This window comes from Microbulbifer thermotolerans, assembly GCF_900112305.1.
Lineage (GTDB): Bacteria > Pseudomonadota > Gammaproteobacteria > Pseudomonadales > Cellvibrionaceae > Microbulbifer > Microbulbifer thermotolerans.
The window spans coordinates 131831-158395 of record NZ_FOKT01000005.1; the positions used below are offsets into that span (position 1 = coordinate 131831).

At 56.4% G+C, this 26565-nt stretch carries 20 protein-coding genes and 1 pseudogene; 10 read left to right on the forward strand and 11 right to left on the reverse strand.

Going from position 1 to position 26565, the window contains the following annotated elements:
• Positions 1-3: 3 nt before the first annotated feature.
• Complete coding sequence (locus BM155_RS09350; RefSeq protein WP_083421140.1) at positions 4-480, forward strand: hypothetical protein; 477 nt, start codon at positions 4-6, stop codon at positions 478-480.
• Positions 477-743 carry a hypothetical protein gene (locus BM155_RS09355; protein ID WP_074902766.1) on the forward strand — a complete coding sequence of 89 codons (267 nt, stop codon included), beginning with the start codon at positions 477-479 and terminating at the stop codon, positions 741-743. Before BM155_RS09350 ends, BM155_RS09355 begins: the two co-directional genes overlap by 4 nt.
• 71 nt (positions 744-814) lie before the next feature.
• Here the strand turns inward: BM155_RS09355 and BM155_RS09360 are convergent.
• Positions 815-1538: pseudogene (locus BM155_RS09360) on the reverse strand (IS256 family transposase).
• Positions 1539-1658: 120 nt separating this feature from the next.
• On the reverse strand, positions 1659-2039 hold the full coding sequence (locus BM155_RS09365; RefSeq protein WP_083421141.1) for a MerR family transcriptional regulator: 381 nt from the start codon (positions 2037-2039) through the stop codon (positions 1659-1661).
• 82 nt (positions 2040-2121) lie between these two features.
• On the opposite strand from BM155_RS09365, the gene BM155_RS09370 reads away from it, so the two are divergent.
• The 3 genes from BM155_RS09370 to BM155_RS09380 all read left to right on the forward strand — a co-directional run bounded on the left by BM155_RS09370 (position 2122) and on the right by BM155_RS09380 (position 10497).
• A complete protein-coding gene (locus tag BM155_RS09370) occupies positions 2122-2874 on the forward strand; it encodes an RBBP9/YdeN family alpha/beta hydrolase (RefSeq protein WP_083421142.1) in 753 nt (250 codons plus the stop codon).
• 353 nt (positions 2875-3227) lie between these two features.
• Positions 3228-8456, forward strand: coding sequence for a DUF748 domain-containing protein (locus tag BM155_RS09375; RefSeq protein ID WP_074902772.1), 5229 nt, complete (start codon positions 3228-3230; stop codon positions 8454-8456).
• 94 nt (positions 8457-8550) lie between these two features.
• Positions 8551-10497: an aconitate hydratase gene (locus tag BM155_RS09380; RefSeq protein WP_074902774.1), complete on the forward strand. Its 1947-nt coding sequence runs from the start codon at positions 8551-8553 to the stop codon at positions 10495-10497.
• Between the two features lie 351 nt (positions 10498-10848).
• Here the strand turns inward: BM155_RS09380 and BM155_RS09385 are convergent, their stop codons facing one another.
• The 5 genes from BM155_RS09385 to BM155_RS09405 are packed head-to-tail and all read right to left on the reverse strand — an operon-like array spanning position 10849 to position 14066.
• On the reverse strand, positions 10849-11667 hold the full coding sequence (locus BM155_RS09385; protein WP_074902776.1) for an ABC transporter permease: 819 nt from the start codon (positions 11665-11667) through the stop codon (positions 10849-10851).
• A complete protein-coding gene (locus BM155_RS09390) occupies positions 11664-12263 on the reverse strand; it encodes an ABC transporter ATP-binding protein (RefSeq protein ID WP_074902779.1) in 600 nt (199 codons plus the stop codon). The genes BM155_RS09385 and BM155_RS09390 overlap by 4 nt, the downstream gene beginning before the upstream one ends.
• A 17-nt stretch (positions 12264-12280) precedes the next feature.
• The gene (locus tag BM155_RS09395; protein ID WP_067155406.1) at positions 12281-12733 is read right to left on the reverse strand and encodes a DUF2214 family protein; all 453 of its coding nucleotides are present in this window, start codon (positions 12731-12733) and stop codon (positions 12281-12283) included.
• An 11-nt stretch (positions 12734-12744) separates the two neighbouring features.
• Positions 12745-13341 carry an imm11 family protein gene (locus BM155_RS09400; RefSeq protein ID WP_074902782.1) on the reverse strand — a complete coding sequence of 199 codons (597 nt, stop codon included), beginning with the start codon at positions 13339-13341 and terminating at the stop codon, positions 12745-12747.
• Positions 13341-14066: an AHH domain-containing protein gene (locus BM155_RS09405; RefSeq protein WP_067155399.1), complete on the reverse strand. Its 726-nt coding sequence runs from the start codon at positions 14064-14066 to the stop codon at positions 13341-13343. The genes BM155_RS09400 and BM155_RS09405 overlap by 1 nt, the downstream gene beginning before the upstream one ends.
• A 134-nt stretch (positions 14067-14200) precedes the next feature.
• Between BM155_RS09405 and parC the strand changes: the two genes are divergently transcribed.
• From parC to BM155_RS09425, 4 genes are all read left to right on the forward strand, one after another.
• Complete coding sequence (parC, locus tag BM155_RS09410; protein ID WP_067155396.1) at positions 14201-16450, forward strand: DNA topoisomerase IV subunit A; 2250 nt, start codon at positions 14201-14203, stop codon at positions 16448-16450.
• Positions 16451-17228: 778 nt separating this feature from the next.
• Positions 17229-17684, forward strand: coding sequence for a MarR family winged helix-turn-helix transcriptional regulator (locus BM155_RS09415; RefSeq protein ID WP_067155393.1), 456 nt, complete (start codon positions 17229-17231; stop codon positions 17682-17684).
• A 1-nt stretch (position 17685) separates the two neighbouring features.
• Complete coding sequence (locus tag BM155_RS09420) at positions 17686-18765, forward strand: HlyD family secretion protein (protein ID WP_197462988.1); 1080 nt, start codon at positions 17686-17688, stop codon at positions 18763-18765.
• Between the two features lie 2 nt (positions 18766-18767).
• Positions 18768-20270: a DHA2 family efflux MFS transporter permease subunit gene (locus tag BM155_RS09425; protein WP_265965729.1), complete on the forward strand. Its 1503-nt coding sequence runs from the start codon at positions 18768-18770 to the stop codon at positions 20268-20270.
• A gap of 42 nt (positions 20271-20312) precedes the next feature.
• On the opposite strand, the gene BM155_RS09430 is transcribed toward BM155_RS09425, so the two are convergent.
• From BM155_RS09430 to BM155_RS09440, 3 genes are all read right to left on the reverse strand, one after another.
• Complete coding sequence (locus BM155_RS09430) at positions 20313-20729, reverse strand: DUF2147 domain-containing protein (protein ID WP_197462987.1); 417 nt, start codon at positions 20727-20729, stop codon at positions 20313-20315.
• 103 nt (positions 20730-20832) lie between these two features.
• The gene (locus BM155_RS09435; RefSeq protein ID WP_074902786.1) at positions 20833-22299 is read right to left on the reverse strand and encodes a protein adenylyltransferase SelO; all 1467 of its coding nucleotides are present in this window, start codon (positions 22297-22299) and stop codon (positions 20833-20835) included.
• A gap of 29 nt (positions 22300-22328) precedes the next feature.
• Positions 22329-23798, reverse strand: coding sequence for a Ppx/GppA phosphatase family protein (locus BM155_RS09440; RefSeq protein ID WP_074902788.1), 1470 nt, complete (start codon positions 23796-23798; stop codon positions 22329-22331).
• Between the two features lie 119 nt (positions 23799-23917).
• Between BM155_RS09440 and ppk1 the strand changes: the two genes are divergently transcribed.
• Complete coding sequence (ppk1, locus tag BM155_RS09445) at positions 23918-25975, forward strand: polyphosphate kinase 1 (RefSeq protein ID WP_074902790.1); 2058 nt, start codon at positions 23918-23920, stop codon at positions 25973-25975.
• Here the strand turns inward: ppk1 and BM155_RS09450 are convergent.
• Positions 25962-26459: a hypothetical protein gene (locus BM155_RS09450; RefSeq protein WP_074902792.1), complete on the reverse strand. Its 498-nt coding sequence runs from the start codon at positions 26457-26459 to the stop codon at positions 25962-25964. The genes ppk1 and BM155_RS09450 overlap by 14 nt on opposite strands.
• Positions 26460-26565 lie beyond the last annotated feature (106 nt).

The following is a 26565-nucleotide window of genomic DNA, read 5'->3' on the forward strand; positions in this document are numbered from 1 at the left end:
AGAGTGGAGCAGTTTAAAACAATGGAAGATCTAAGGGATGCAATAAAAAGGCTTAGCAAATGGTTTGCTAGGCCGATTGTGGAGGGCGAGCATCCAACGTTACATCTTAATCCAAATAGTACAAACCGAGAAGTCGTAAATGGTATTCAAAGAGATGATTATATTTTTTCAGCTTGTGGGAACTGGATTATTCCTTCTGCTGAACATGGGCTGTCATTTTCTGCACACTGGCAACATTTAAAGGGTATTCACCGGATGAAGTCTAAACGAAATCCGGGTAAAAGAGTTCATGTGTATTGGGTATTGGAAAAGGCTGATATCCCTGATGGTTTGGAGTTCATCACAGATCCAAGAGATAGAAAGAAGCAGCATTACTTTCTTGCAGTAACAAAGAAAATGACCGTTTCAGAACTGCGCTCAAAACTTGAGTGGATTGCTGATAGAATGTCAGTAATTAGAGATGCACAGGATGCGTTATGATTGAGTTTAAAGATATAAGAGAGAAAGAAATTTTAATCCATTATGCTAATAAATTTGGAGATTCAGGCATTATTAAAGTTATTGAATCCGGTGTTAGTAGTAAAGAAGAAGCGTCTGCTTTGGCAAAATTCTACTGGAAAGTAGTAGATGAAACTGTTGATAAAAAAGATCTAGAGTATGTTTTGGAAAAAATATACACAACTTTGCACATTCATTGTGGTAACAATGGGTATTCAGACGTTTGGGATAGCGAGATACCTTGAGCGCAAACCTGTCCCTGTGGGTGCCGCAGGGTGGTAGTGAGGGTGTTCAAAATTCTGTGTCAGCCAAATAGTCACAGACTGATGTATTTCTCCAAGCGCTCTGGGAAGTGGATCGCCAGCTGTGACAGCGTCAGGTTCCAGTTCTGGATTGGGTGCGTCCAGCGCTCGGAGCGCCTTCAGTATACCGGCGTATAGCAGCTTGAGTAAGCTGTTCTCATTGGCGAAGCCACCCTTGGTTTTGGTCAGTTTCGAAACTGCCGGTGCACGGCTTCAACGGCGTTTGTGGTGTAAATCGGCTTGCGTACGTATTCTGGATATTTGAAGTAGGCCGATAGTGTGGGCCACTTGCTGCGCCAGGACTTGATCACCATCGGGTATTTGTCGCCCCATTTGGCTTCCAGCTCGTCCAGTGCGCTCTCGGCAGCATTGAGTGTTGCCGCCTTGTAGACACATTTGAGATCCGCCATAAAGGCCTTCTGGTTCTTCGAAGCCACGTACTTCATCGAATTGCGGATCTGGTGGATCACGCTGTGCTGGACCTCCGTCTGGGGGTAGATACTCTCGATGGCTTCGGGGAAGCCGTGCTGCCAGCGGAGTTCTTCATGGTCGTAGATGTAAGGCCATTCTTGCGGCTGGGTTTGTCCTCACCTGCGAGGTGCTCCTCCAGCTCCGCCTGTATGGCCGCTTCGGTAAGCTGTTTGATCAGTGGGATCAGGATGCCGTCTTTGCACTGAGGTCTTTGCCTTCACGCAGTGCCTTGATGGCGGCATCCATATCGAAGATAGGTTTGGTCATGGGGCATCTCTTTTTTGCTAATGGTAAAGAAATGACGCAGTATTCTGAATACTATTCAGCCTCTGGTGCTGCAAGTTTTTTAATTTATTGGTGCCCATAGTTGCTTGAATCCAAGAAGGATTATTTGCCCTTTCTGGGTGCTTTTTCTGGGATTAGCTCTTGCAAAAATCCAGCTACTAAATTTCGGCTATCGTTCAGTTCTTTTAATTTTAAATCTAACTTCTCTAATTCCTTCTGAAGGGTGGCTCTAACTTCAGGGCATCCAACAAATTGCGGATATCCTTCTTCACCTGATATACACGGCAATAGAATTTTAATGCTCTTTAGTTTTATGCCTGAATTGCTCAGGTTTCGGATATGACGCGCTAAGGCCACTAAGCGATCATTGTATTCACGATATCCCGTACTGGTTCGCCTAGGTTCAAGTAAGCCCTCTTGCTCGTAGTAACGCAGCATGCGTTGGCTAATTCCTGTTCTTTTCGATAACTCTCCGATACGCAAGATAATTCTCCTACATGCTTGACTCTGACAGTGCTGTTAAGGTTCACAATAACATAAATGAACTGGATAGGAGAAAAAATTTATGAACGTACTTAACACCTTAAGATTGCGAAAGGTAGCAGTACATCGATGTTTTCTGTTCGCTGTTGCATTTTGGGTAGCAATCACGCCACTTACATCCAGCGCATATAAAGAGGAAAAAGCTATGGGTGAGATTAATGTGTATATTGTTCATGGATTTATGGCGTCTCCCTCTGATCACTGGTTTCAATGGTTAAAGGAGAAACTAGAAGAGCGTGGAATTTCAGTAAAAGTTCTGGAGCTGCCAGATTCATCCGCACCTAACCCAATTGTCTGGCAGAAAGCGCTATATGAAAATATTGATAGGCTAAATCGAAACACATTCTTCGTAGCGCACAGTCTAGGTTGTGTATCATTATTAACATACTTGCAAGAAAATATAAATGATAAATCCATTGGAGGACTAATACTAGTCTCTGGTTTCGTGTCCCCACTACCGAAACTACCTCAGCTAAACGACTTTGTAGAATACCAGTTTGACTTTGAAAAAATCATTAGCGCAGTGAAACAACGAGCCGTTATAGGATCGCCTCAAGATTCGATCGTTCCATATTATTTAACTAGAGAGGTAGCTAAAAATCTCGAATCAAATTTGTATTCAATTGATGACGCAGGGCATTTTTTAGCCGATGATGGATATGATACTTTCCCTTACTTGTTAGAGATTTTGTTGACTATGATTTCTAGGGAACCTCTGATTAATTCGCTTCCTGACGGTAAAAATTCTTTGGAGCTAGATGAGAAGCTCAGGTGATAGGATGGCCATTTCGAAACCGTCGGATACAGGGATGTATCCGTCGGAGCTACAGGGAAGTACTCGTGCGTTTTCGAAATGGCCATCCTATTGCTTGAGCGCCACAGAACTAACCAAAGCGTTCACGCGAATTAATCAGAGGTTCCCTTACAATTTTTTACGCCAAAAATAAATGGCGCCAGAAACTCTTCACCTGTAGCAACGGATGCGTAAATGCGTCGGGACTGCTCTGTCAGGCCCATAGAGTAAAAAGGCGTATTGCCGGGAAAGCTGAGTGGCGCTGGTCTTTAATTAGTGGGCATAGCTGTTGGCTCAGGTTTCGCTAAATTCATTGCTTGCGTCGTTTTCCGGTAATGCCACTGAATAATTCTCCGCCTCTCGACATAACCCGGCGCCTGCTTTGGTGGCTGGTGGCGATATTGCTGTTGCTGGGTATTGCCAATTTGGCCGCCGGAACGCTGCTGGCGGCGCAGGTTGAGCGCTGGCTGAAAGAGCGCGGCCTGGATGCGGAAATCGGACATTTGCAGTTGTCTGTTGTGAATTTGCGGCTGGTGGTCAGTGATGTACGCGCAAAAAATGGCAGTGGTCGCGGTTTCCGCGCGCGGGAGTTGATGCTCGACTATAGCTGGTGGCAGTTATTGCGCGGTCGCATCCAGTTACAGCGGGCCTATCTGGACGGTGCCTATATGGATCTGGAATCCCGTTCGAGTGAAAGCGGCCGCCGCTGGGAAGTCGGCGGCTGGGCGCTGGGGCAGGGGCCGCGTCGAGACCGGGATTTCAGGTTGCTATTGGAGCAGGTGCGCATCCGCGACAGCACACTGTGCTACCGCCACCGTCCGGACTGGACCAGCCCCGGCTGTGTGGATTTCGGCGAACTACGGGTGCGGGATTTCCTGCTGGGATTGCAGCGGACAGGTGATGTGCCGCTGGATATTACCATCGGTGCGGACAAGCTCAATTTACGCAATTTGCTTATTACGGAAAAAGCGTCGGGGGCAGTTGATGCCACCTTAGTGGAATTGGCGCTGTCCGATGGATTATACCGCCGCCCCGGCAACCGCATCAGTGCCGATACCCTGAAGGCGCAGATGTTCGGCAGTTGTCCTCCCCAGCGTTGGGCCGATGCTTTACCGGCGCTGCAGCGGCTGGTAGGGCATTGCGGTGTTGCGCGGCGGTTGCAGTTAAAGGGGGATTTGCTGTTCAGTTTCGGCAAGAGCGGGGAGGTGCGCTGGCGCGCGGCCCTGGGGCAGGATATCGCGCTGCGCTACGCGAATCAGGTTTGGCACAATTGGCGTGCTCACAGGCTGGCGTTAAAAGAGTTTCACTACCGCCGCGCGCAGAAAACGCTGCGCTGGCAGAGCGCCGGCGCTTCTGATTTCGATTGGTGTCCGTCGGGCCTGCGCAATAAGCAGCATCACTACTGCAGCCGTGCCGGCACACTGACGCTGCCGGACCCGGTTACCTTTGACTGGCGTAAAAAAATCACGATCAGCACCGGGCCCAGCCGTTTGAAGCGGGTACAGCTGCTGGATTTGGCGCAGAGTAGGCGCAATCCGTTCAGCGCGAATCTGGCATTGCTGGGGGCTCTGGAGTATCGGGGTGAGACAGGTATTTTGTCCATCGACGGCGTGGATCTGGAAAGCGCCTCCGGCTGTATTCCGGGGCAGTTGTGGCACCAGCCGGATTACTGTGTGCGTCTGGCGGGGCTGAGCGGTAGCGAGCAATTCCAGGTGCAGTTCGGTTCGCGTATAGTGCAACGGCCCTGGGGGTTTGCCAGTGGTCCCCTGCGCCTGTCGCAGTTCAGCATGGCAACGGAAGGGCGGCCGCAGCTGCAGCTGCGCAAACTGCATTGGCAGCGCATTAACCTCCTCGGTGCCGGGGCGCCCTTTTTGTTACAGGATTTTGCTTTGCAGTTCTTGTCCGGGTGTTTGCCCGATGGATTGCTGCCGGAAAAATTGCGCCCTCTTTGTGGGGAGCTGGCGAACTTCAATGGCCGCGGTCATTTCGCCTGGCAGCGGGGCGAGGCGGGCTACCTGATCGCGGGCGAGCTGAGCCTCGGGCGGCTGCGACTTGCTGATCAACTGAGCGGCGGTGGTCTGCTGTTACAGAAGCTGCACACGGGCGAGGGGATTTTGCGCCGCAGTGCAGACAGCGACCACCCCTGGGTACAGCGGGGCCTCAGCGGTTCGGTGGATATCCCGATTACCGCAGGCCATCACGAAAATACGCCGGAGGCGATAGAGGATGATTCCGTTGATGAAAAGGGGTTGTTGCCGGAAGAACTGGCGCAGCGGCGCGAAGATGTGCAGACCGGGGACCGGGACGACGGTATGCCGCCACCGGATATCGCCAGTCCCAACCTAAAACTGGACAGCACTTCCCTGAGCCGCCTGCAGGGATGTCTGCCAAAAAGCTGGGCGCGCTTGTTATTCAGCAATCCGCAGCAAATGCCCGGTTGTTTCGATTTGCGCAACTGGCGTCAGCGGGGCCCGCTGGTCGTTGCCTGGCAGGGCGGTATCGATTTTTCCGCGGCGCAGCTTTCCCTGGAAAAAGTCCGAGCCTCGACACCCGCGGGAGCGGAGTTGCTGAATTTGTCCGGACTGCACTTGCCCGCCGCGCGGCTGCGCCACTTGCCGCCGCCCTATCGCAGTACTTTTGTTTCCCTGCCGGATTTTTCTCTGCAAGATTTCTATGGCTGCCTGCCGGTGGGTGTGAATGCGGCGGTGTTCGATATCCGCTGTGCGGAACTGCACAATCTGCACGCGGGCAAGCGCTTTGAATTGACTGTGGACCGGCGAAAAGTTTCTGCATATATGAGTGGCAGCCGGGCGCAGTGGATACTGCTGGCGGAAGAGGGCGAACACCCCATTTTCGAGCTGCAAAAACTGTCGGCGCCGCAACTGGAGGTAGAGTGGCAGCGCGGTGCCAACAGACCGGGAAAACTGGCGTTGAAAGATTTCTACGCGGCACAGCTGCACGCCTGTCTGCCGCAGGAATGGCAACTGCGCAGTGATTTGCCGCGCTGTATTTCCACGGCGGAATTGCACACGATCGGAGAACGCGGCCTGGCCGTCGCTGAAACACTTTTTAAATCTTCCCCCATTGCAAAACCCCTGTGGCGTTTCCAATCCCTGCGCCTTGCCGAGCTATCTCTCAGCGCGGATACGCTGGATCTACTGAATTTGCAGCTTCAGGGTCTGCGCTTCTGTGGTCTTGCGGATTTACTGCCACAAACTGCGCGGCAGTTGGGCATTGCCGACTGCGCAAGTGCGCAACAAATCCACCTCCCGGGCACTAACCGTATCGGTTTGACACCACAGGCACCGCGGATCGCACTGGGACCGCTGGTATCGCAACCCATTACGCTGGGGGAAGGGAAAACGGAAAATACGGGCACCGGCCTCAAACGGCTCAGCTGGAAACAGTTGCGCTGGGAAGGCGGACAGGTGCTCTGGACCACAGACCTGGAAGCTGTGGGGATGAGAGGCTGCGTTGCGGGCAGTGCTGCTGCGGTGGCGGAGGGGAGGGCAGATTTTTGCTGGCGTCTGCAGCAGCTGCGCCTGCCGGGTGGACAGAGGATATCCCTGTCCAGCCCCTTCTCTACGGATGGCTCCATTGAAGCTCTGGGGCTCAGCATCGACAGGGGCAGCGGTGATCCCTTGCAAATTGCGCGTATTCAATTGGACCAGCCCTCCTACGGCGGCGCTTCCGTGGGCAAACTGTCCGGTGCCAGTGGTTGCCTGACGGCCGGCACTCTGGGCGATAACCGCCTGGCGCCCTGCTATCGATTGGGACGGGTAAGCATTCAGGGAATCGATAGGGTCGATACGTCGTCCGGCAAGGTCACTTTACTGCGCGGTGTTGCTATCGAAGGCGTGGAACTGAAGCAGGGGGATTATCCCCAGGGGTTGCCGGCACAACTGTTGCAGCTGGAGCAGTTGCACACGGAGGAATTGCGTCTCGGCAGTGGTGAGATCGCTGTGCGTCAGCTGCGGTTGCAGGGCGTCGCCGGCTGCGTGCCGCCGGGTTATGTGGAAAGGCTAAACCACTGCCTGACACTCGATGCTGTTGATGTCAGCGGCAGCTATCGTTTCTCTACGCGACAATTGGCGCTGGCACAATTACAGCTGCACAAGGTACAGCTACTGACCGGAACGGGGCGCAGCCTGGTGCGCGGTGACAGCGTATCGGTGGAACAGCTGTTGAGTGGAGAATCGGAGTTCCGTTTTCTGCGTGCCGAGGCGGAAGGGTTTGCCATTTTCGATCGGCGCGAGGGGGCACCGGAATACGAGCGCCACTCTGTTATCGGCCGTCTGGCTGGCATGAGTGTTGCGCAATTGCATTACGACAGGCGCGGCAACCGCCTGGAAATCGAAAAAGTGGATGCACTGCGACCGCGCCTGATCGTTATGCGCGACCGCTCCGGCGAATACCCGCTGGCGCGGGATGTGGATGTGCTGACAGGCACACAGCCGCAGGAAAAACCCTTGATCCGCGCCGCAGACGCCATTACTGAAGGGATGAAAGTGCGCTATCACATCCGCGAGCTGGACGTGCGCCACGGTACCTTCACTTGGGTGGACCGCCAGGGCCAATATCGCGCGCGCTTGCCGATACGGGCAATTTATTTAACCCTGCGCAATGTCAGCAATTTGCCGCTTCACCCTCCGGCAACGGTATTGTTCAACGGCCGTCCCGGCGGTTTCGGTGAAATTCAACTGGCGGGCACCATCCGCTACCTCGAAACCAAAAAGTGGAACGCCGATCTGACCGGTTATATCGAAAATACCAACCTGATCCCCGCGACGCCTTATATGGCCAAGTTGCTCGGCTACAAGATTCTGCAGGGGCAGCTGGACGCGCGCCTGGATATCCGTATACGGGAGAACAAGGTAAACGCCTTTGCGGATATGAAATTGAATAAGATCAAGGTCCGCCGTGTGCAAGAGAAGGATAAGCTTCCGGTGAAGTCTTCCATTATCCCGCTGGATATTGCGCTGCTGTTGTTAAAAGACGGCCAGGGCAATGTGCGATTCGATATGCCGGTAAGCGGCGATCTCTATGATCCGAAATTTTCCTTCAGTTTTATCTTCAGTCATCTATTGCAGCGGGCAATTATTGAATCTTTGTTTGCTTATTTCACACCGGTTGGCTTCTATACTTTGGCGAAATTCGCTTGGGGGCGTTTCCGTGCGGTCAGATTCGAGCCGATTTTTTTCGAGCCCGGCAAGAGTGAGCTCGACGCCACAGCCTGGGAGCAGCTGCGGGAAATGGTTGTAAGACTGCGCGAGCGCCCGGACGCGCGCCCCGGCATCTGTGGCATTGCCAATGCCCGCGATTGGTATGCGCTTTATCCGGATTCCACGCCGGGGCTGGGCGGCAGCCGCAAAGCGCGGGAAAAGTTCTACCGGAATCCACCGCTGAAGTTATTTGAGGAGTTTGAACGTCTGGCGCAGGAGCGCAGCCGCAAGATAGAGCGCTTCCTGATAGACGAGGGAATAGGCGCCCAAGAGCTGATTCCCTGTGCGCCCGACTACAATGGACGTGATTTCGACGAACCGCGGGTGGAATTTTCGCGGTAGCGAGCCAGCGGAACCTGTGGTTCATCCGCTTCCCGGCGCTCAGGTTTTTTTCGGACCGGATAAGGCGCTGTAAACACTAAGGAAGGTGAATATTATGGCAATGAACCTCGCCCAAAAGCTGATCCAGAGCCATCTTGTCAGCGGCTCCCTGGAACCGGGCAGCACGATCGCACTGAAGATCGACCAGACGCTCACCCAGGACGCCACCGGCACTATGGTGATGCTGGAATTTGAGGCCCTGGGCCTGCCGCGGGTAAAAACGGAAATATCCGCCCAGTATGTTGACCACAACTTGTTGCAGACGGATTTTAAGAACGCCGACGATCACTTGTTCTTGCAGAGTGCCTGTCGGAAATATGGTCTCTGGTATTCGCGGCCGGGAAACGGCGTCAGTCACCCGGTGCATATGTCCTGCTTCGGCATCCCCGGAAAAACCTTATTGGGGTCCGACAGCCACACCTGTGCCGCCGGATCTATGGGCATGCTCGCCATAGGTGCCGGCGGGCTGCAGGTTGCCATGGCGATGGCCGGCCTGCCTTTCGCGATTAAGATGCCGAAAATTCTCGGCGTAAAGCTGGTTGGTGAACTGCCGCCGTGGGTCAGCGCCAAGGATATTATTCTGGAAATGCTGCGCCGCTATACGGTTAAGGGGTGCGTGAACACGATTGTTGAATATCACGGCCCGGGTCTGAAACAGCTCAGGGCGATGGATCGCCACGTGATTGCCAATATGGGCCAGGAAATGGGGGCCACCGCCAGCGTCTTTCCCGCCGACGAAGCGGTGCGCGCCTTTCTGAAACAGCAGCAGCGCGAAGCGGACTTTGTTCCGCTGCAGGCAGACGAGGGCGCGACCTACGACGAAGAGGACACTATCGACTTGTCCAAACTGGAGCCGTTGATCGCCTGTCCATCCAGCCCGGACAAGGTGGTGCCGGTGCGGGAAGTGGCGGGGCGGCCAATCTACCAGAGCTATATCGGCTCGTCCGCCAATCCGGGACTGCGGGACTTTGTCATACCCGCGCGTATGGTCGCCGGCAGGCGGGTGGATGACAGTGTGTCATTTGATATCAACCCCACATCGCGCCAGTTGCTGGAGGAAATCAGCCGCAGCGGGGATCTGGCGACACTGCTGGAAGCCGGTGCCAGATTGCATCAAACCGGCTGCGGCGGTTGCATCGGCATGGGGCAGGCGCCCGCCAGCGGCCGTATCAGCCTGCGCACCGTGCCGCGCAACTTCCCCGGGCGCTCCGGTACCGAGGAGGATCAGGTTTACCTGTGCAGCCCGGAAGTGGCCACTGCCAGTGCGCTGACGGGAAAGATTACCGATCCCCGCGACCTGGATATGGATTACCCGGAATTCACCGAACCGGAACAGTTGTCCGATATGCGCCCGCTGCTGCAGCCGCCCCAGGAAATCCCCGTTGAGGTGGAGCTGGTCAAGGGGCCCAATATCAAACCCTTGCCGGATTTTGAAAAGCTGCCGGAAGTATTGAAGGGGCCGCTGCTGCTCAAAGCGGGGGACAATGTGTCCACCGACGAAATACTCCCCGCCGGTGCCGAAATACTCCCCCTGCGCTCTAATATCCCCGCCATCAGCCGCTATGCTTTTTGCCGCGTCGACGAAAATTTCTATCAGCGTGCTATGGATCTAAACGGGGATTGCTTCGTGGTGGGCGGTGATAACTACGGCCAGGGCTCCAGCCGCGAACACGCAGCCATCGCGCCCCGCTACCTGGGGGTTCGCTGTGTGATCGCCAAAAGCATGGCCCGCATCCACCGTCGAAATCTGATCAACTTTGGCATCTTGCCACTGCTCTTCGATGATCCCGCGGATTACGACAAATTGGCGCAGGATGCCGAATTGGAAATTGACGCTCCCATGAAACAGCTGAAACCCGGTCAGCCGGTAAATATAAAAAACAACACTTCCGGGGAAACGATAGCACTTCGCCATGACCTTTCCCCCGAGGAGATAGAAACCATAAAGGCCGGTGGTTTAATCAATGAAGTGAGAGAAAAGCATCTTTTGATGGATTCGTAGCAAAATTTAAAAGCGCGAAACTTGTAGTTGGCTCAGGGGCTTCGGGCAATAGGAATCAAATGATGGCCAGACCCAGGGAAACTCTGATTAATTCGCGTGAACGCTTTGGTTAGTTCCGTGGCGCTCAGGCAATAGCATGGCCATTTCGAAAACGCACGAGTACTTCCCTGTAGCTCCGACGGATACATCCCTGTATCCGACGGTTTCGAAATGGCCATGCTATCACCTGAGCTTCTCATCTAGCTCCAAAGAATTTTTACCGTCAGGAAGCGAATTAATCAGAGGTTCTCTAGGGCATTTCTTCCAGAAAGCCAAGTGCGTTATTGTCCGCTTGTATTTTCTGCGTAGATGTTATGTGAAGAAACGGTCGTGCCCAGCTGTTGTCAGCCGATCCACCCGCAACCGTTCCCGCCTGTCAAACAGCCGCCGCGAACAGAGCGCCACCGCGGCAAAGGTACCGAACCCGGTACCGGCGGCGATGGTGAACATAATCAGGATCTGGTATTTAACCGCCAGTGCCGGCGGGCTGCCGGCGAGTATCTGGCCGGTCATCATGCCGGGGAGGGAGACGATGCCAGCGGCGGCCATGGCGTTAATGATTGGCATCAGCCCCGCGCGCATGGCTTCGCGGCGGAAGTCGCCGCAGGCTTCTGACCAGGTCTCCCCCAGCATCAGTCGGTTTTCAATAATATTGCGGGAACGCCGCGCGCTTTCAGTGAGCCGGTCCAGTCCGAGCGCGACGCCGGTCATGGTATTGCCCAGCAGCATACCCAGGAGCGGTATCGCATACTGGGGTTGATACCAGGGCTCGGGGCCGATGACCGCAACCAGTGTCAGCACAGTGACGCTGAAGGCGGAGATAAACATCGATAGTGTGCCTATGGCAAAACTCCAGCCGCCACGAAGCCGATATTTCTGCCGCGCGACAACTTCGCGGCCTGCGAGCAGCAGCATGGCCAGTCCCATCAGCGCCACCCAAAAGAGGCTGCCCACTGCGAAGAGCGCTTCCAGTACCAGTCCGATCAGCGCCAATTGAATGGCGGTGCGCAGCGCGGCGATCAGCAGGGATTTTCCCACGCCCAGGTGCGCCGCGAAGGTGCAGGCGGCCAGTGCCATCACCAGACAGGACGCCAGCGCCAGCTGCCACCAGGACAGGGCGATTGCATTCATTCCTGCAGCTCCAGCAGTTTCGAACCCTCGATGCAAAAGTGCCGCTTGGCCACCCGCCGGATTTGCTCTCGGCTGTGGGCTACCCACAGCACTGGGCGGTTTCGTGCGTGGATTACGGATATCAGCCAATCTTCCACTTGCCGGGTGGTCTTCTCGTCCAGATTGGCGGTGGGCTCATCGAGTAATAGCACATCGGGTTCGCGGGACAGGGCTCGAATCAGTGCCAGGCGTTGCTTTTCCCCGGAAGATAGTCGGGAGACGGACCATTCGCTCACGTCCTCGTCGAAACCCAGAGCGTGAAGGGCTTTTGGCATGGGCTTGTACAGATGTTCGCCGACAGTGTCGAACCACCAGGCGCTCTCCGCAGGCACCATCATCACCGAGCGCCGCCAGCGGTGGCCGGGTACTAAGCCCTGTGCCAAATTCCCCAGTTTCACAGTGCCGCCGTGGGGTTCCAGGTCCGCAACAGCCCTGAGCAGGCGGCTCTTGCCAGCGCCGGAAGGACCGGACAGGCACACTATCTCTCCCGGCGCCACTTCCAGGTTGATATTTTGGAGGGTGCCGATCGACACCTGGTGAAGTATGAGTTTGGCCAATGCACTTGCCTGTCGGTTCAGCCGAAGTAGCCGATTCCTCTCGCCATCATGGCCGCGCACAACAGAATACCGACTACCGCCGCCAGCTCGATATGCACAATGCCGCGCATCCGCTTCCACTGCCGCTCGCTGACATCCGGCAGTTTCCCCTGTTTGAGGGACTTGTTCCAGGAGACAAAGCGAAAGGTTGGGTAAATGGAAAGCAATGCGGCAAGAAAAAACAGCGCCAGCTTTGCGTGGAAGGCGCCGTTGTGAAAATAGTAGGCACTGCCCTTCTCGAAGTAGAAAACCCGCAACAGGCCGACCACCACGAGTAGCCCCGCGGAAATGCCCAGTACCCGATCGACGATTTGAAGCTTGCGCGCCTTCTCAAGCGTGAACTTTTGCCCCAGCAGCACTAGTTCTATGGCGATGGCGGAGACCAGGGCGAAGGCGGTGAGGTGGTGTAGGAATGCGAAAGTCAGAGGCATTTTTTTGAATTTTAGTAGATATTGGATATATCTTCGTCGAAAATCAAACCGTCCAAATCGAATTCTTCACAGGTTTGCTTGAATTCATCCGTGCAAAACACTCCCCCAAAAGATTTTTCGCCCGAGCGGAACAGGAACTTTCCCTGTAGATCGCTCTCACTGAAGACAAGCTTTTCAATTCCATCAGGGAAGGTTCGATCTTCACCGGAATATTGGTAAACGGTTTTTTTCTCGTCTACTTCGACATAGGTAAATAGGTTGAATATAAAGTAGTTGGTTTCCTGAACCTGTACGGGTAGAAACTCTCCATGCGGCTCAAGTATAAGGCTTAGCGCGGCCTTGGCTTTCTCGGAAAGTACTAATGCTGATCCTATCCATATGGAAATATTCGGGATCTTTACTGCAGAGGGGTACATGGGAGAGGCTTCGAAGTCGGATTTGACCCGTTTCCACGGGTGTGGAAATGGCTTGCCGCTAGTGCCCAGATCCGAACAATCAGACAAGCCGGATTCCGAATCTTCCAGGTGGAGCTGTTCATAAAGTTGGACGCAGTCTAAGGAAAGCTCTTTGAACGACTTTTCATCATTCTTTAATCTGTAGAGATTCATTATTTGCCGCTCCACAATGGATCTTTTGGGCTTTCGATTTTTACCGGATAGGTGCCGCTTTTAATTTTCATTTTGACGTCTCTCAATTTGGCGACGAAGGTTGGCCCGGGAGGGATTGGAAGAAATTGGACTGAAATCCAGTGCTCATAGTTTACGCCGTGTATGGATTTATGTGTTGGGGCTTCGGGTGTGGCCCAGTGATTTTTGTGTGTTTTCAAGTTTGGTATCCATACGCCATTTCTCGGATCGTTTATGCGGATGCCGGACAGATGCAGTTTGATGCGAGCCGCTAGCAGGTTTTTCTGCTTCCAGCGCCCTTTCCCCGGTATAAGGTGGTGGGCTACATGCTGTAGGCTGGGTTTTGGTTCTCCTTCTGCAAGCAGGTGACGGGCAAGCACCTTGGTTGGGTGATGCTTTTCCTTACGCATGCGCTCAAGTCTTTGGGAGGATGTCAGGGCGTTGAATTCCATCCGGTATTTAACCAACCCATCTTCAATAGACGCGAGCGTATTGATTCGTCTGCGCTCCTGCTCCAGATGCTCTCGTGCCTCACGCCACTCTCGTAGGCGTTTATCCCGTTCTTGCGGGGATTCATTGCTTAAGGAGGGGGAGTATTGGGCCGCGTGATAGGCATCACACTTCTTTTCAAATTCGTAGATGGCCATTTCCAGGGCTGTTGCGGCTTTGGGTGGGGCATTGGGAGCCGGAGGCTGTTCAAGCCACATATAGCACACTCCTTGCGCAGTGGATTCTTTGCGATTATGGCTAGCGGTCATGGTAGTAGCAAGATGTTGGACTTTGAACCCGGGCTACCTGTCGGCCATAATCCGCTCCTTCCGCACAAGATAACGAGAGTTGTATGACCGATACCTCCGTTTATGAGGCCAGCGAGCGGCAGTCGCTCGCGGAGTACACTGAGAAGGCGTACCTGGACTACTCCATGTACGTGATCCTGGACCGCGCCCTGCCCAATATCGGCGACGGCCTGAAGCCCGTGCAGCGGCGTATCGTCTACGCCATGAGCGAGCTGGGGCTCAAGAACACCGCCAAGTACAAGAAGTCTGCCCGCACCGTGGGCGACGTGATCGGTAAGTATCACCCGCACGGCGACAGCGCCGTGTACGAGGCCATGGTGCTGATGGCGCAGCCCTTCAGCTACCGCTATCCCCTGATCGACGGTCAGGGCAACTGGGGTTCACCGGACGATCCAAAATCTTTCGCCGCCATGCGTTACACCGAGTCGCGCATGGGCAAATACTCGGAAGTGCTCTTGTCGGAACTGGGCCAGGGCACCGTAGACTGGCAGCCGAACTTCGACGGCACTCTGGATGAGCCGGCGGTGTTGCCCGCGCGGGTGCCCAACATATTGCTGAACGGCACTACCGGCATCGCCGTGGGTATGGCCACCGATATACCGCCGCACAATCTGCGTGAAGTGGTCAATGCGACGGTGGCGCTGCTGGAAAACCCCAAGGCCACGGTGGCGGAGCTATGTGAGCATATTCTGGGCCCGGATATGCCCACCGAGGCGGAGATCATCACGCCGCGCGCAGAGATACAGAAGATGTACCAGACCGGCCGCGGCTCGATCAAAATGCGCGCTATCTGGGCTAAGGAAGATGGCGAAATTGTCATCAGTGCGCTGCCTTATCAGGCCAGTGGCGCCAAGGTATTGGAGCAGATAGCGCAGCAGATGCAGGCTAAGAAGCTGCCGATGATTACAGATCTGCGCGATGAATCGGACCACGAGAATCCCACCCGCCTGGTGATAGTGCCGAAATCCAACCGCGTGGACCTGGAAGCGGTGATGAACCACCTGTTCGCCACCACTGACCTGGAGAAGAGTTACCGGGTCAACCTAAATATGATCGGCATCGACGGCCGCCCACAGGTGAAGTCTCTCGATAAGATCCTGGGGGAATGGCTCAGCTTCCGCACTGTAACCACCCGCCGCCGCCTGCAGTTCCGCCTCGACAAGGTGGAAAAACGGCTGCACTTGCTGGCCGGTTTGCTGATCGCTTTCCTCAATATTGATGAAGTGATCGAAATTATCCGTACCCACGACGAGCCCAAGCGCGAGCTGATGGAGCGCTTCGAGCTGACTGACGTGCAGGCGGAATATATCCTCGATACCAAACTGCGGCAGTTGGCGCGGCTTGAAGAGATGAAGATCCGCGGTGAGCAGGCGGAGCTGGAGAAAGAGCGCGATATGCTCACCAAAACCCTGGACAGCCCGCGGCGCCTGAAAACCCTGATCAAGAAAGAACTGCTGGCGGCGGCGGAAGAATTTGGGGACGAGCGCCGCTCGCCGATTGTGGAGCGCGCCGAAGCCAAGGCCTTCAGCGAAGCGGAACTGCTTTCCAGTGATCCGATCACCGTGGTGTTGTCGGAGAAGGGTTGGATTCGGGCGGCCAAGGGACACGATATAGATCCGGCCGCCCTCAGTTACAAAGCCGGCGACCGCTTCAAGCTGGCCGCCCGCGGCAAGAGTAACCAGCCGGCGTTGTTGCTGGACAGTACCGGGCGCAGCTATGCGATCGCCTCCCATACTCTGCCGTCCGCGCGCGGCCAGGGAGAGCCCCTGTCCGGCCGCATCAACCCGCCTTCCGGTGCTGTCTTTGAGGGGCTCTTGATGGGTGCCGATGAACAGCGGGTTCTGCTGGCCAGCGATGCCGGCTATGGCTTTATTGCCAAGCTGGCGGATCTGCAATCGCGCAATAAGGCGGGCAAGGCGATGCTGACACTGCCGAAGGGCGCGCGGGTGTTGCCGCCCTGTGTGGTGGAAAACCCCGGCGAAGCGTTGCTGGCGGCGGTGACCAGCGAAGGGCGCATGCTGGTGTTCCCTGTCTCCGAATTGCCGGAACTGGCGAAAGGCAAGGGCAATAAGATTATTAATATCCCCGCCGCCCGCGCCGCCAGCCGCGAGGAGTTTGTGGTGGGTATCGCCGTGCTGGAGGGGGATGTCCAGCTGGTGATTCACGCTGGTAAACGCCATACCAAGATCAAAATCTCCGAACTGGAGCACTACCTTGGAGAGCGCGGTCGCCGCGGCAATAAACTGCCGCGGGGCTTCCAGAAGGTGGACCGGATCGAGGTGTTGAAAAAATAACGCCTCTGACAGTACCGGGCCCGGTAAATCTTTCCGGGCCCGGAGTCTGAATACGCCGCCTCTGCAAAAGAGGATGAAAGCCTCTGTGTCTGACGCTATGTAGATGGGGAATTGGCTGTAGGCCTGGAAACTCTGTTTTTTGATGACGGCGATGTTGCAGGCCGCTTTCTATTTAAGTCCAAGTTGCAGGGAACTGGCGTGCTCTACTGCTCCTCCTTCAAAGCATTATGTGAGGAGGCTGGCCTGAGAGGGCTTCGATTTGATGAGGATTTGCTTAGGGAACCTCTGATTAATTCGAGGGGATACTACGGTGGGTTCCGGGGCGCTCAGGCAATAGGATGGATTTTTCGAAAACGCACAAGTACTTCCCTGTAGCTCCGACGGATACATCCCTGTATCCGACGGTTTCGAAATATCCACCCTATCACCTGAGCTTCTCATACGCCCACGAAGAATCTCTCCCCCCAGAACGTGAATTAATCAGAGTTTCCTTAGACTTTTCTGACCAAGGGTAAGCAAATAGCGGTTCTGTTGAGGCAGCAGCACTGCCAATGAATTGATTTTTATAGGGGGGAACCTCGGGGGCGCTCCCTTTTTTGTTTTCAATGTGCGATCAACCCCGCTCCCGCCAAAAGTGTGAGCGTCCCTGCGTCAGCCGCGCGCCTGCATCTATTTAACATCGATTCCCTAAGGTCACGGTTGCATCAAAGGATGCACGAATTCTCATTGCGACATTTATAAGCATGCTTATAATAAGCGCCCTTCAAAAGGAGGGGGCATGTCCGAAGATTTCGATGCAGCAAAAGGCAGCGCCGCTGAGATGAGTATTGAGCTGCATTCCGCCGCGCGCCTGTTGCGGCGCAATTTCGATCGCCGAGCCAAGGCCCACGGCCTCAGTCGTTCCCGTTGGCAGGTGCTCTGGCATCTGAGCCGGGAAGAGGGGCAAAAGCAGGCGGAGCTGGCGGAACGTATGGATGTGGCGCCGATCAGTCTGACGCGACAGCTGGACAACCTGCAGCGGGAAGGGCTGGTGGAGCGCCGCCCGGACCCGGAGGACAGGCGTTGCTTCCGCATCTATCTCACCGAAGCCGCCCAGCCGGCACTGGAGCTGTTGCGCGGCCTGGCTCAGCAGACCCGCGCTCAGGCACTGGCCGGTTTTTCGGCGGCAGAGGTGCGGCAGTTGCATGGTCTGCTGGCGCGGTTGCGGGAGAATTTGACACGAGAGGAGGTATAGCTTGAGGGGCAAATTGGGGCTACAGATGGGGAATTTGCCGGCGCGGCAGCTGGGCTTTCTCCTCGGCATTGTCGTCGCTGTGGCGGTGGCAGGTTGGTGTGTGTTTGGCGGTGGCGGCCGCGTGGAGACCGAGAACGCCTATGTCAAAGCGGACAAGATTTCCCTGGCGCCGGAGGTAAGTGGCGTGGTGGCCGAAGTATTGGTAAAGGCCAATCAGGTGGTGGCGCAGGGGCAGCTGCTGGTGCAGCTGGACCCAACCCCCTTCGAGTTGGCGGTGGCCGAGGCTGAAGGGCACCTGGGGCAGGTGCGCAACCAATTACTCGCTCGCCGGGCTGAGTACGCTGAGGCGGAAGCTGCCCTGGAGCAGGCGACCAAAGACGCGGACTTTTATCGCCGCCAGCTGTCCCGCAATGAAAAGCTGAGCGACGTGGCCCTGTCGGAGGCACAGTTGGATGAATCCCGCCAGCTGCTGCAGCGGGCGCGGGCACAGATAGCGATCAATACAGAAAAACTCGCCAGCCTGCGGGCGGAGCTGGGCGGTAATCCGGAGATTCCCCTGGAGGAGCAGGCCGACCTCAAGGTAGCCCAGGCACAGTTGGACAAGGCCCGCTACCAGTTGTCCCGTACCCGTATTGTCGCTCCCGTGGCGGGGGTGATCGCCAACGAGGTCCCTGTGGTCGGGGAGATGATTCCAGCCGGTATCAACGTCATCAGCATGCTCGCCAGCGAGGGGCTCTGGGTGGAAGCGAACCTGAAGGAGACGGAACTCGGGGAAGTGCGCCCTGGTCAGCAGGCTGAAGTGGTGGTGGATGCCTATCCTAATTTCAAGTGGCAGGCCCAGGTGGACAGTCTTAGCCCCGCCAGCGGCAGTGAGTTTGCGCTGATTCCGCCGCAAAATGCCAGCGGTAATTGGGTCAAGGTGGTGCAGCGGGTGCCGGTGCGCCTGCGTCTTTATCCGGCCAAAAACGCGCCGGTGCTGCGCGCCGGTATGAGTGCCCGCGTGCGCATCGACACCGCTGAGGACGATAAGTTAGTGGCAGCGCGCGCGAGCGGCGGCGAGGACAGTCGGGTAGTGCTGTAGCCGTGAGTGGTGCAACGGGCATAACGGAAGGACGGCGCAGGTGGATTACTGTCAGCATTATGTTGGCCACAGTAATTCAGGTGTTGGATACCACTATTGCCAACGTCGCTCTTCCCCATATGCAGGGGAGTCTCGGTGCCGGCAGTGATCAGATTACCTGGGTGCTGACGTCGTACATCGTCGCCGCGGCCATTATGACGTTGCCGGTGGGGTACCTTTCTCAACGCTTCGGCCGCCGTCGCCTGTTTCTCTGGTCAGTGGCCGGTTTTACTGTCACTTCCATGCTGTGTGGTCAGGCGGGCAGTCTGAACGAGATGATTTTCTGGCGCTTGATGCAGGGTGTCTTCGGGGCCGCTCTGGTACCGCTTTCCCAGGCCACTCTGCTCGATACCTATCCGCCGGAGCAGCACGCTTCAGCCATGGGACTCTGGGGCGTGGGCGTGATGATTGGGCCCGTATTGGGGCCGACTTTGGGCGGCTGGTTGACGGAATATTACTCGTGGCGCTGGGTCTTCTACATTAATTTGCCGTTCGGCATTTTGTCGTTGCTCGGTATTTACTTTGCTCTCCCCGAGCGGGAAACCACCAGGCCGCGATTTGATGCGCTTGGCTTTGGCCTGCTGGCACTGGCGGTGGGCGCGTTGCAAATGCTGTTGGACCGTGGCGAACAGGTGGACTGGTTTGAGTCTCTGGAAATTCAGGGCTATGCCATTGCCTCGGCACTGGGACTCTATCTGTTCGTGGTGCACTCGCTGACGACAAAAAAACCCTTTCTTTCGCCGGGCTTGTTCCGCGACCGCAATTACGTATCGGGCTTGGTGTTTATTTTTGTGGTCGGCATTATTTTGTTGGCCACCATGGCGCTGCTGCCTTCGTACTTGCAGCAGTGGAAAGGCTATCCGGTGGTGGCGACAGGATTGGTTTTGATGCCCCGCGGCCTGGGGGTGATGGTGGCGATGATCTTGGTCGGGCGCCTGCTGAAATTTGTCGACGGTCGCGCGCTGATTGTCGCGGGTATGTTCCTGGTCAGTTTCTCCTTACATCTGATGGCTGGTTTTAATCTGCAGGTAAGCCGTTCCGCGTTGGTGTGGACTGGTGTTTTGCAAGGGTTTGGCCTGGGTCTGGTATTTGTGCCAATTTCCACGCTGGCCTATGCGACCTTGCCGGCGCAACTGCGCGGTGAAGCCACAGCGCTGTTCAGTTTGTCGCGCAATCTGGGCAGCAGTGTGGGCGTATCGATTGTGATGGCTGTGCTCACCCGCAATCTGTGGATCAATGAGCAACAACTGGGGGAACATTTACAAGTGCCGCGGAATTTGGCGGGCACGCTGCCGAATACAGGGGAGTTGCAGACGCTGCCGCTGAATATTATGCAGGAGCTGTCGCGGCAGTCGGCGGAGATCGCCTATGTGAACGATTTTCAGCTACTGATGTGGATCAACCTGGCGGCGGTGCCGCTGGTATTTCTGCTGGCGAACCCCCGGCGCGGGCTGGAGGCCGCCTAAGCCGGTTTTCCCTAACGGAAAACCGGTGATTCCGGTGACGGTTTACTCCACTCTCTGCCAGGTTTGGGTGCGGTAGAAGAAGCCGAGGTAGCCACGCACCTTTAGCTCATTCCCCTCGAGCCAGAATTTGCAGTCGTAGGTTTTACCTTTGGCCGGGTCCAAGATTTGGCCACCCTCGTAGGTATCACCTTTTTTCATCATATCGGTAATGATGTCCATGCCGACGATTCTCTGCCCTTTGCGTTCGCCGGGGCATTTGTCGCACACGGTGTCATCCGGCTTCATCAGTAGGTCCACCACACGACCATAGTATTTGTCGCCCTTTTGGTAGATTTCGATGATGGACTTGGGCTGGCCGGTTTCGTCGTCGATGGTACGCCATTTGCCCACAACTTCCTGGGCTCCGGCCTGCAGGGCGAACAACAGGCTGCACGCAGCGATTATTAGTGTTCTCATCATGTCGCTTACCTTTTTGGTTGAGTGACCAGGATATTACACCAGGTCACGCAAGAAGACAGAATCCCGTGTCCAGTGTAGTAGCGGTCAGGCATTGCCGTCGGCTTCAGGATGAGCAGCTGATCGGCATATGCTTGCCGGACTCCGGTGGCGCTGCGGCCCAGAACTCGTGTTGCGGGTGCTCGTCGAAGGGGTTCTGCAGCAGCGTCACCATCGTCTGCAAGGGCCGGTAATCGCCGGTCTCGGCGGCCTCTATCACTTTCTGTGCCAGATAGTTGCGCAGTATGAACTTGGGGTTCACGGCGAGCATGGCGCGGTTGCGTCGGCAGAAATCGCTGTTCTCGTGGGCCAGCCGCCGGTCGTAACCCTCCAGCCAGTGGCGTAGCGCACTGTGCCCCGCTGGGGGCAGCAACGCCAGTAACGCCGAAGGCGGGCGTTCGCCGCGGTAGTGGGCCAGGGCGCGGAAAAAATTGGTGTAGTCGACCCGGTTGTTGGCGAGCAGTTGCAGCAGATCCGCGCAGAGTTTCTGGTCGTTTTCTTCTTCTGTAGTCAGGCCCAGTTTGCGCCGCATCAGGGCGGCGTAGGTGTTGATCAGGTGTGGCTGGAATTCTTCCAGACACTCGCGCAGTGTCTCGGCACCGACGAAGGCGGACAGGGCATGGGCGAGGGCATTGAGGTTCCACAGTACTACGCCGGGTTGCTGCTCGAAGGCATAGCGGCCGGTGTGGTCCGAGTGGTTACAGATAAAGGCGGGTTCATAATCGTCGAGAAAACCGTAGGGGCCGTAGTCGAAGGTGTCGCCGATAATGGACATATTGTCGGTGTTGAGCACCCCGTGTGCGAAGCCCACCGATTGCCAGCCGGCGACCAGCTCAGCGCTTCTGCGCGTCGCAAAGCGCAGCAGTGCTTCAGCCTGTTCGCTGGTGCCCATGTCTCCGGTGTCGGGGATAAAGCGCTGGCAGACAAAATCGATCAGCCGTTGCAATGCCTCCAGTTGCTTGGTGTAGAAGAGGTACTCAAAGTGGCCGAAGCGTACATGGGTTTCCGCTACGCGGATCAACATGGCGCCGGTTTCGATTTCCTCCCGAACCACCGGCTCGTCGCTGCCGACAATGCACAGGGCGCGGGTGCTGCGGATACCGAGGGCGGTCAGTGCTTCACCGGCCAGATACTCGCGGATGGTGGAGCGCAGTACCGCGCGGCCGTCGCCAAAGCGAGAGTAGGGGGTTTTGCCGGCGCCTTTCAGGTGCAGTTCCCAGAGTCTGCCGCGGGCTTCTATTTCCCCCAGTAAGAGGGCGCGACCATCGCCCAGATCTGGGTTGTAGACGCCGAACTGGTGGCCGGTGTACTTCATTGCAAAGGGTTTGCTGCCCTTGAATAACTTTTTGCCGCAGCCGAGCTGCGCCCAGTCGGGATTGTGTGCCTCGCTTGCGTCTATACCCAGCAGTTGCAGCACCGCTGGGTTCACATGGATCAATGCGGGGTGGGCGAAGGGCGTGGGGGTGGTGCGGCTTCCGAAGGCCCCGCCCAGATCAGCGTATTGGTGTGTGAGGGTGACATCGCTGAGTTTCATGGGAACCTCTGATCAATTCGTGGGCGGGCTCAAACTTCGCTGATCTCCAGCGCCTGGGGTTGCGACTGCCAGTATTCCTCCTCCTGCCGGAGAAGGTCTTCAATCGCGGGGTTCTGATCCAGCCACTCCCGGGGCAGGCGCAGCCGGTAACCGTTGTCGCGGGCCTTGAGTTTGATGCCATCCAGGCCGCGGTCGGTGCGGTCGCGGTGGATAATACAGGCCAGGCGCAGACACAGCAGCAGGTCGGGGTTGGGGTGGAAGCCATAGTGTTCCCGCGGCGGCTTGATACGCCCGCGCTGATTGCGCAGCAGATAGGCCAGATATTCCTGTTCTGTCTTGGCGAAACCGGCCAGGTCCGCGTGCTCGATCATATAGGCGCCCAACTTGCGGAAGTCGCTGTGGGACAGTGCCAGGCCTATTTCGTGCAATTGCGCCGCCCAGCGTAGCCGCTGCAATTCCTCGCTGCCCGTTTTTGGGCGCAGCTGGTGCAGCAGGGCCAGGGCGGTGTCGCCAACGCGTTGGGCCTGTGCCGTGCCTACCTGCCAAAGTTGCATCAGCGCCGCCACTGTATCGGCGCGGCGGTCCCCACCGTGCAGGCGCCCGGCCAGATCGTGCACTATGCCCTCGCGGATGGCGTAGGGGGAAACCTGCATTGTCTGGATATCCAGCTCACAAAAGGTTGCGTGCAGTATCGCCAGGCCCGCGGCGAATACCGGGCGCCGCTCGCTGTCCAGGTCGGGCAGGTCCAGGTCGGCAATGTGCTTGGCGTCGGCCACTTTTGCCGCCAGCTTGTCGATATCCTCGCGCTTGATCTCCGCAAGCTCGCCGCCATAGAGAACCCTCGCCACCGCCTTGATGGTCCCGGAGCTGCCGATCACTTGAGCCCCTTCCGCCAAGTGTTGGAGCTCTTGTAGTTCCGCCCGAGCGGCGCGGTGGGCGCGGTTAAAATGGTTGACGGAGTTACTGGAGACGATGCCGTCGGCAAAGAAGCGCTTGCTGAAAGACACGCAGCCCATATAGAGGCTTTGCAGTTGTTGCGGCGTTTCGTAACCGCGCACCAATTCGGTGGAACCGCCGCCGATATCCACTACGCAGCGCAGCCTCGGGGGGCCGTCGGCGGCGGCCATAACGCCACTGTAAATCAGCCTGGCCTCTTCTATACCGCTGATAATTTCGATTGGCGCGCCCAGGATGGATTCGGCGGACTCGAGGAAGCCGTCGGCGTTGGCGGCGGCGCGCAGGGTGTTGGTGCCCACAACGCGGATGTGGTCCGCGGGCAGTTCCGCCAGTACCGGACGGAATCGATGCAGCGCGTCCAGGGCCCGTTCGGCCACGGCCGTGTCCAGATTGCGCTTTTCGTCCAGTCCCTCCGCCAGCCGGACCATGGCTTTGTCCGTGTGCAAGCGCACCATGCGCTGGTCGCGGAATTCCGCCAGCAACAAATGGAAGCTGTTGGAGCCCAGGTCGAGGGCGGCGTAGCGTTCGGTGTCGGGTACCATGCGGTTCTCTGTCAAAAAAATGTCATCTGAATGTAGCAAACTGCTCTACTATTTTTCGGGACCCGGTTCGGAGTCGCAGTCCCATCACCGCTATTCCTTGTGTAGATTAAGAAGCACGCATGTTCAATGATACGCCTCTGTACCCGAAAGAGCTAAGTTGGCTTTCCTTCAATGAGAGAGTGCTCCAGGAAGTGGAGGATAAAAGTGTCCCCATTATCGAGCGGGTGCGTTTCCTGGGCATCTTTTCCAATAATTTGGACGAATTCTACCGCGTGCGGGTGGCGGATGTGCGCCGCCTGGCCGCTTTTACCAAAGGGGAAAATAAAGAGCGGTTTGCAGAGCTATTGGCGGATATTAATGAAAAGGTATTGCGCCTGCAGCGCCGTTATCACACTGCCTACTTGAACGTGCTGTCGGATCTCGATAAGCACAATATTCATTTGGTCAATGAGAACCAATTGTGTGAAAAACAGCGCGCCTTCGTGGAGGCTTACTTTCACCGCGAGGTGTTGCCGGAACTGGAACCGTTTTTTATCGACGACCGGAACACCATGCCGCTGCTCAACGAGACCAGCATTTACTTCGCGATTTATTTGTTGCTGGAAGACGGCTCTGAGCGTTTCGCGGCGCTTGAAATTCCCACGGATACGCTGCCGCGTTTCGTGGTGATTCCACCGCGCAAGGGTAGGAAAGAAAAAGTTTATATCGTGCTCGATAATATTATCCGCGCCTGTTTGCTGGAGGTATTCCGCTATGTGTTGCCGATCCGGCGGGCCGAGGCCTATATGTTTAAAATCAGCCGCGATGCGGAGTTGGAGCTAGGGGAGCACGTCACACAAAATATTCTCGATCGGGTGGCAAAGTCCCTTAAAAAACGCAAGCAGGCGGAGCCGGTGCGCCTCGCCTATGACGCGAAGATGCCGGAAGTGTTGCTGAACCTGGTGAAGAAAAAACTGAAAATGGGGCGCTATGACAGCTTTACTCCGGGCGGGCGCTACCACAATTCCAAAGACTTTATGGGCTTTCCGGCCGATTCGGCGCGCCACAGCTACAAGGCGCTCAATCCACTGGCCACGCTGCCGGAAAAAGAGAGCGTGTTCAATTTGTTACGGGGACACGACCAGCTCTACTACTATCCCTACCACGACTTCCGGGCCATCACGAATTTTCTGGTCTCCGCGGCCATCGATCCACAGGTGAAGGAAATCCGTATCAACCTCTACCGGGTGGCGAAAAATTCCCGCGTGGTTGGGGCGTTGATCAACGCGGCGCGCAACAACAAAAAGGTCATTGCGGTAGTGGAACTGCAGGCGCGCTTCGACGAGTTGGCCAATATTCACTGGTCCAACGAGTTGCGCGAGGCCGGGGTACAGGTCATTTTCGGTGTTCCCGGCCTCAAGGTGCATTGCAAGCTGATTTCCATTGTGCGCAAGGAGGACGGCGGGGACCGGTTTTACAGCCATCTTGGCACCGGAAATTTCAATGAGAGCACGGCGCGCGTCTACTGTGATTTCAGTCTGCTGACCAGCGATCAGGCCCTGGGGCGGGATGTCTACAATGTCTTCGAATTTATCCAGTTCCCCCACCTGAGGCCCGAATATCGGCACATCGCCGTCTCTCCCTACACCAATCGCCCGGCGTTGTTGAGTGCCATCGATAGAGAAATCGCTGCCGCTGAGGCCGGTAAGCGGGCAGAGCTGTTTTTCAAGTGCAATAACCTGGTCGACGGCGAGGTGATAGAACATCTGTACCGCGCCAGCGCGGCGGGAGTGCGGGTGCGTATTATCGTGCGCAGCATGTGTTCGCTGGTGTGCGAAACCCCTGGGGTGTCGGACAATATTCAGGTGATCAGCCTGGTGGATAAATATCTGGAACACGCCCGCGTTTATATTTTTCACAATGGCGGTGACGAGCAGGTGTGGATGTCATCGGCGGACCTGATGACCCGTAATCTGGATCACCGTGTGGAGGTGACCTTTCCGGTCCGCGATGAGCAACACCGGCGCACGGTGAAGAAAATCATGGAGCTGCAGTGGAGTGACAATCAGAAAGCGCGGGTATTAGACAAGCTGCAGAGCAACACGCGCATCGCCAGTAATACGGAAAAGGGCTGCCGCTCTCAGGATGCCATTTACCGCTATCTGAAGCGTCAGACCTCACGGCTCAGCGGCGGCTGAACCCAACCAGTTCGCCGCGGCTGAATGAGAAGCGGTAGCGTTTGCCAACCTTGAGGCGGTTGCGGCAGGGGGATTGAATGGTGATGCGGGGATACTGGGGGGTGACCACCCAGGTGGTGAACGCCTTTCCGGGGCCGCGGCCGATCAACCAGTAGCGATCGCCGCCCTCGCATTGACCGGCCTCCATACAGTTGTCGAATCCCCAGACATAGGCATTGACGTCATATTGCGCCGGTGTGTTTTCCGCTTCGCGGAACGGCTGCTCAGAGTCGCCTGTAAAGACGTAGAGGTCGTCAAACGCCACTTGGCGGAAGCCCCGCGCCGGGGTTTTGCAGCTGACGGTATGGGGTTTGGCGACCGCGCGCGCATGTCCGCGGTCCTTGTCCTTTTTCTCCTTGTCCATTTCGCTGGGGAGGTAACCGCAGCCGCTGGACACCAGTAGTATCAGAGTGCCGGCAGCTGCCGCGAAGTCAATAAAACGCACAACTTGCCCCTCGCCTGTCCACCTCTTCCACTATAGACCCAATTGGCGCGGCGTTCAGGAGCGCCTTGGCGAGAGCCCGGGCGGCGGCAAAAACTTGCCATTATCT

Excerpts from the sequence above, each read along its gene's own strand:
- BM155_RS09355 (WP_074902766.1), top strand. The coding sequence starts at position 477 with ATGATTGAGTTTAAAGATATAAGAGAGAAAGAAATTTTAATCCATTAT.
- BM155_RS09370 (WP_083421142.1), top strand. The coding sequence starts at position 2,122 with ATGAACGTACTTAACACCTTAAGATTGCGAAAGGTAGCAGTACATCGA.
- BM155_RS09375 (WP_074902772.1), top strand. The coding sequence starts at position 3,228 with ATGCCACTGAATAATTCTCCGCCTCTCGACATAACCCGGCGCCTGCTT.
- BM155_RS09380 (WP_074902774.1), top strand. The coding sequence starts at position 8,551 with ATGGCAATGAACCTCGCCCAAAAGCTGATCCAGAGCCATCTTGTCAGC.
- BM155_RS09385 (WP_074902776.1), bottom strand. The coding sequence starts at position 11,667 with ATGAATGCAATCGCCCTGTCCTGGTGGCAGCTGGCGCTGGCGTCCTGT.
- BM155_RS09395 (WP_067155406.1), bottom strand. The coding sequence starts at position 12,733 with ATGCCTCTGACTTTCGCATTCCTACACCACCTCACCGCCTTCGCCCTG.
- BM155_RS09400 (WP_074902782.1), bottom strand. The coding sequence starts at position 13,341 with ATGAATCTCTACAGATTAAAGAATGATGAAAAGTCGTTCAAAGAGCTT.
- BM155_RS09405 (WP_067155399.1), bottom strand. The coding sequence starts at position 14,066 with ATGTGGCTTGAACAGCCTCCGGCTCCCAATGCCCCACCCAAAGCCGCA.
- parC (WP_067155396.1), top strand. The coding sequence starts at position 14,201 with ATGACCGATACCTCCGTTTATGAGGCCAGCGAGCGGCAGTCGCTCGCG.
- BM155_RS09415 (WP_067155393.1), top strand. The coding sequence starts at position 17,229 with ATGTCCGAAGATTTCGATGCAGCAAAAGGCAGCGCCGCTGAGATGAGT.
- BM155_RS09430 (WP_197462987.1), bottom strand. The coding sequence starts at position 20,729 with ATGATGAGAACACTAATAATCGCTGCGTGCAGCCTGTTGTTCGCCCTG.
- BM155_RS09435 (WP_074902786.1), bottom strand. The coding sequence starts at position 22,299 with ATGAAACTCAGCGATGTCACCCTCACACACCAATACGCTGATCTGGGC.
- BM155_RS09440 (WP_074902788.1), bottom strand. The coding sequence starts at position 23,798 with ATGGTACCCGACACCGAACGCTACGCCGCCCTCGACCTGGGCTCCAAC.
- ppk1 (WP_074902790.1), top strand. The coding sequence starts at position 23,918 with ATGTTCAATGATACGCCTCTGTACCCGAAAGAGCTAAGTTGGCTTTCC.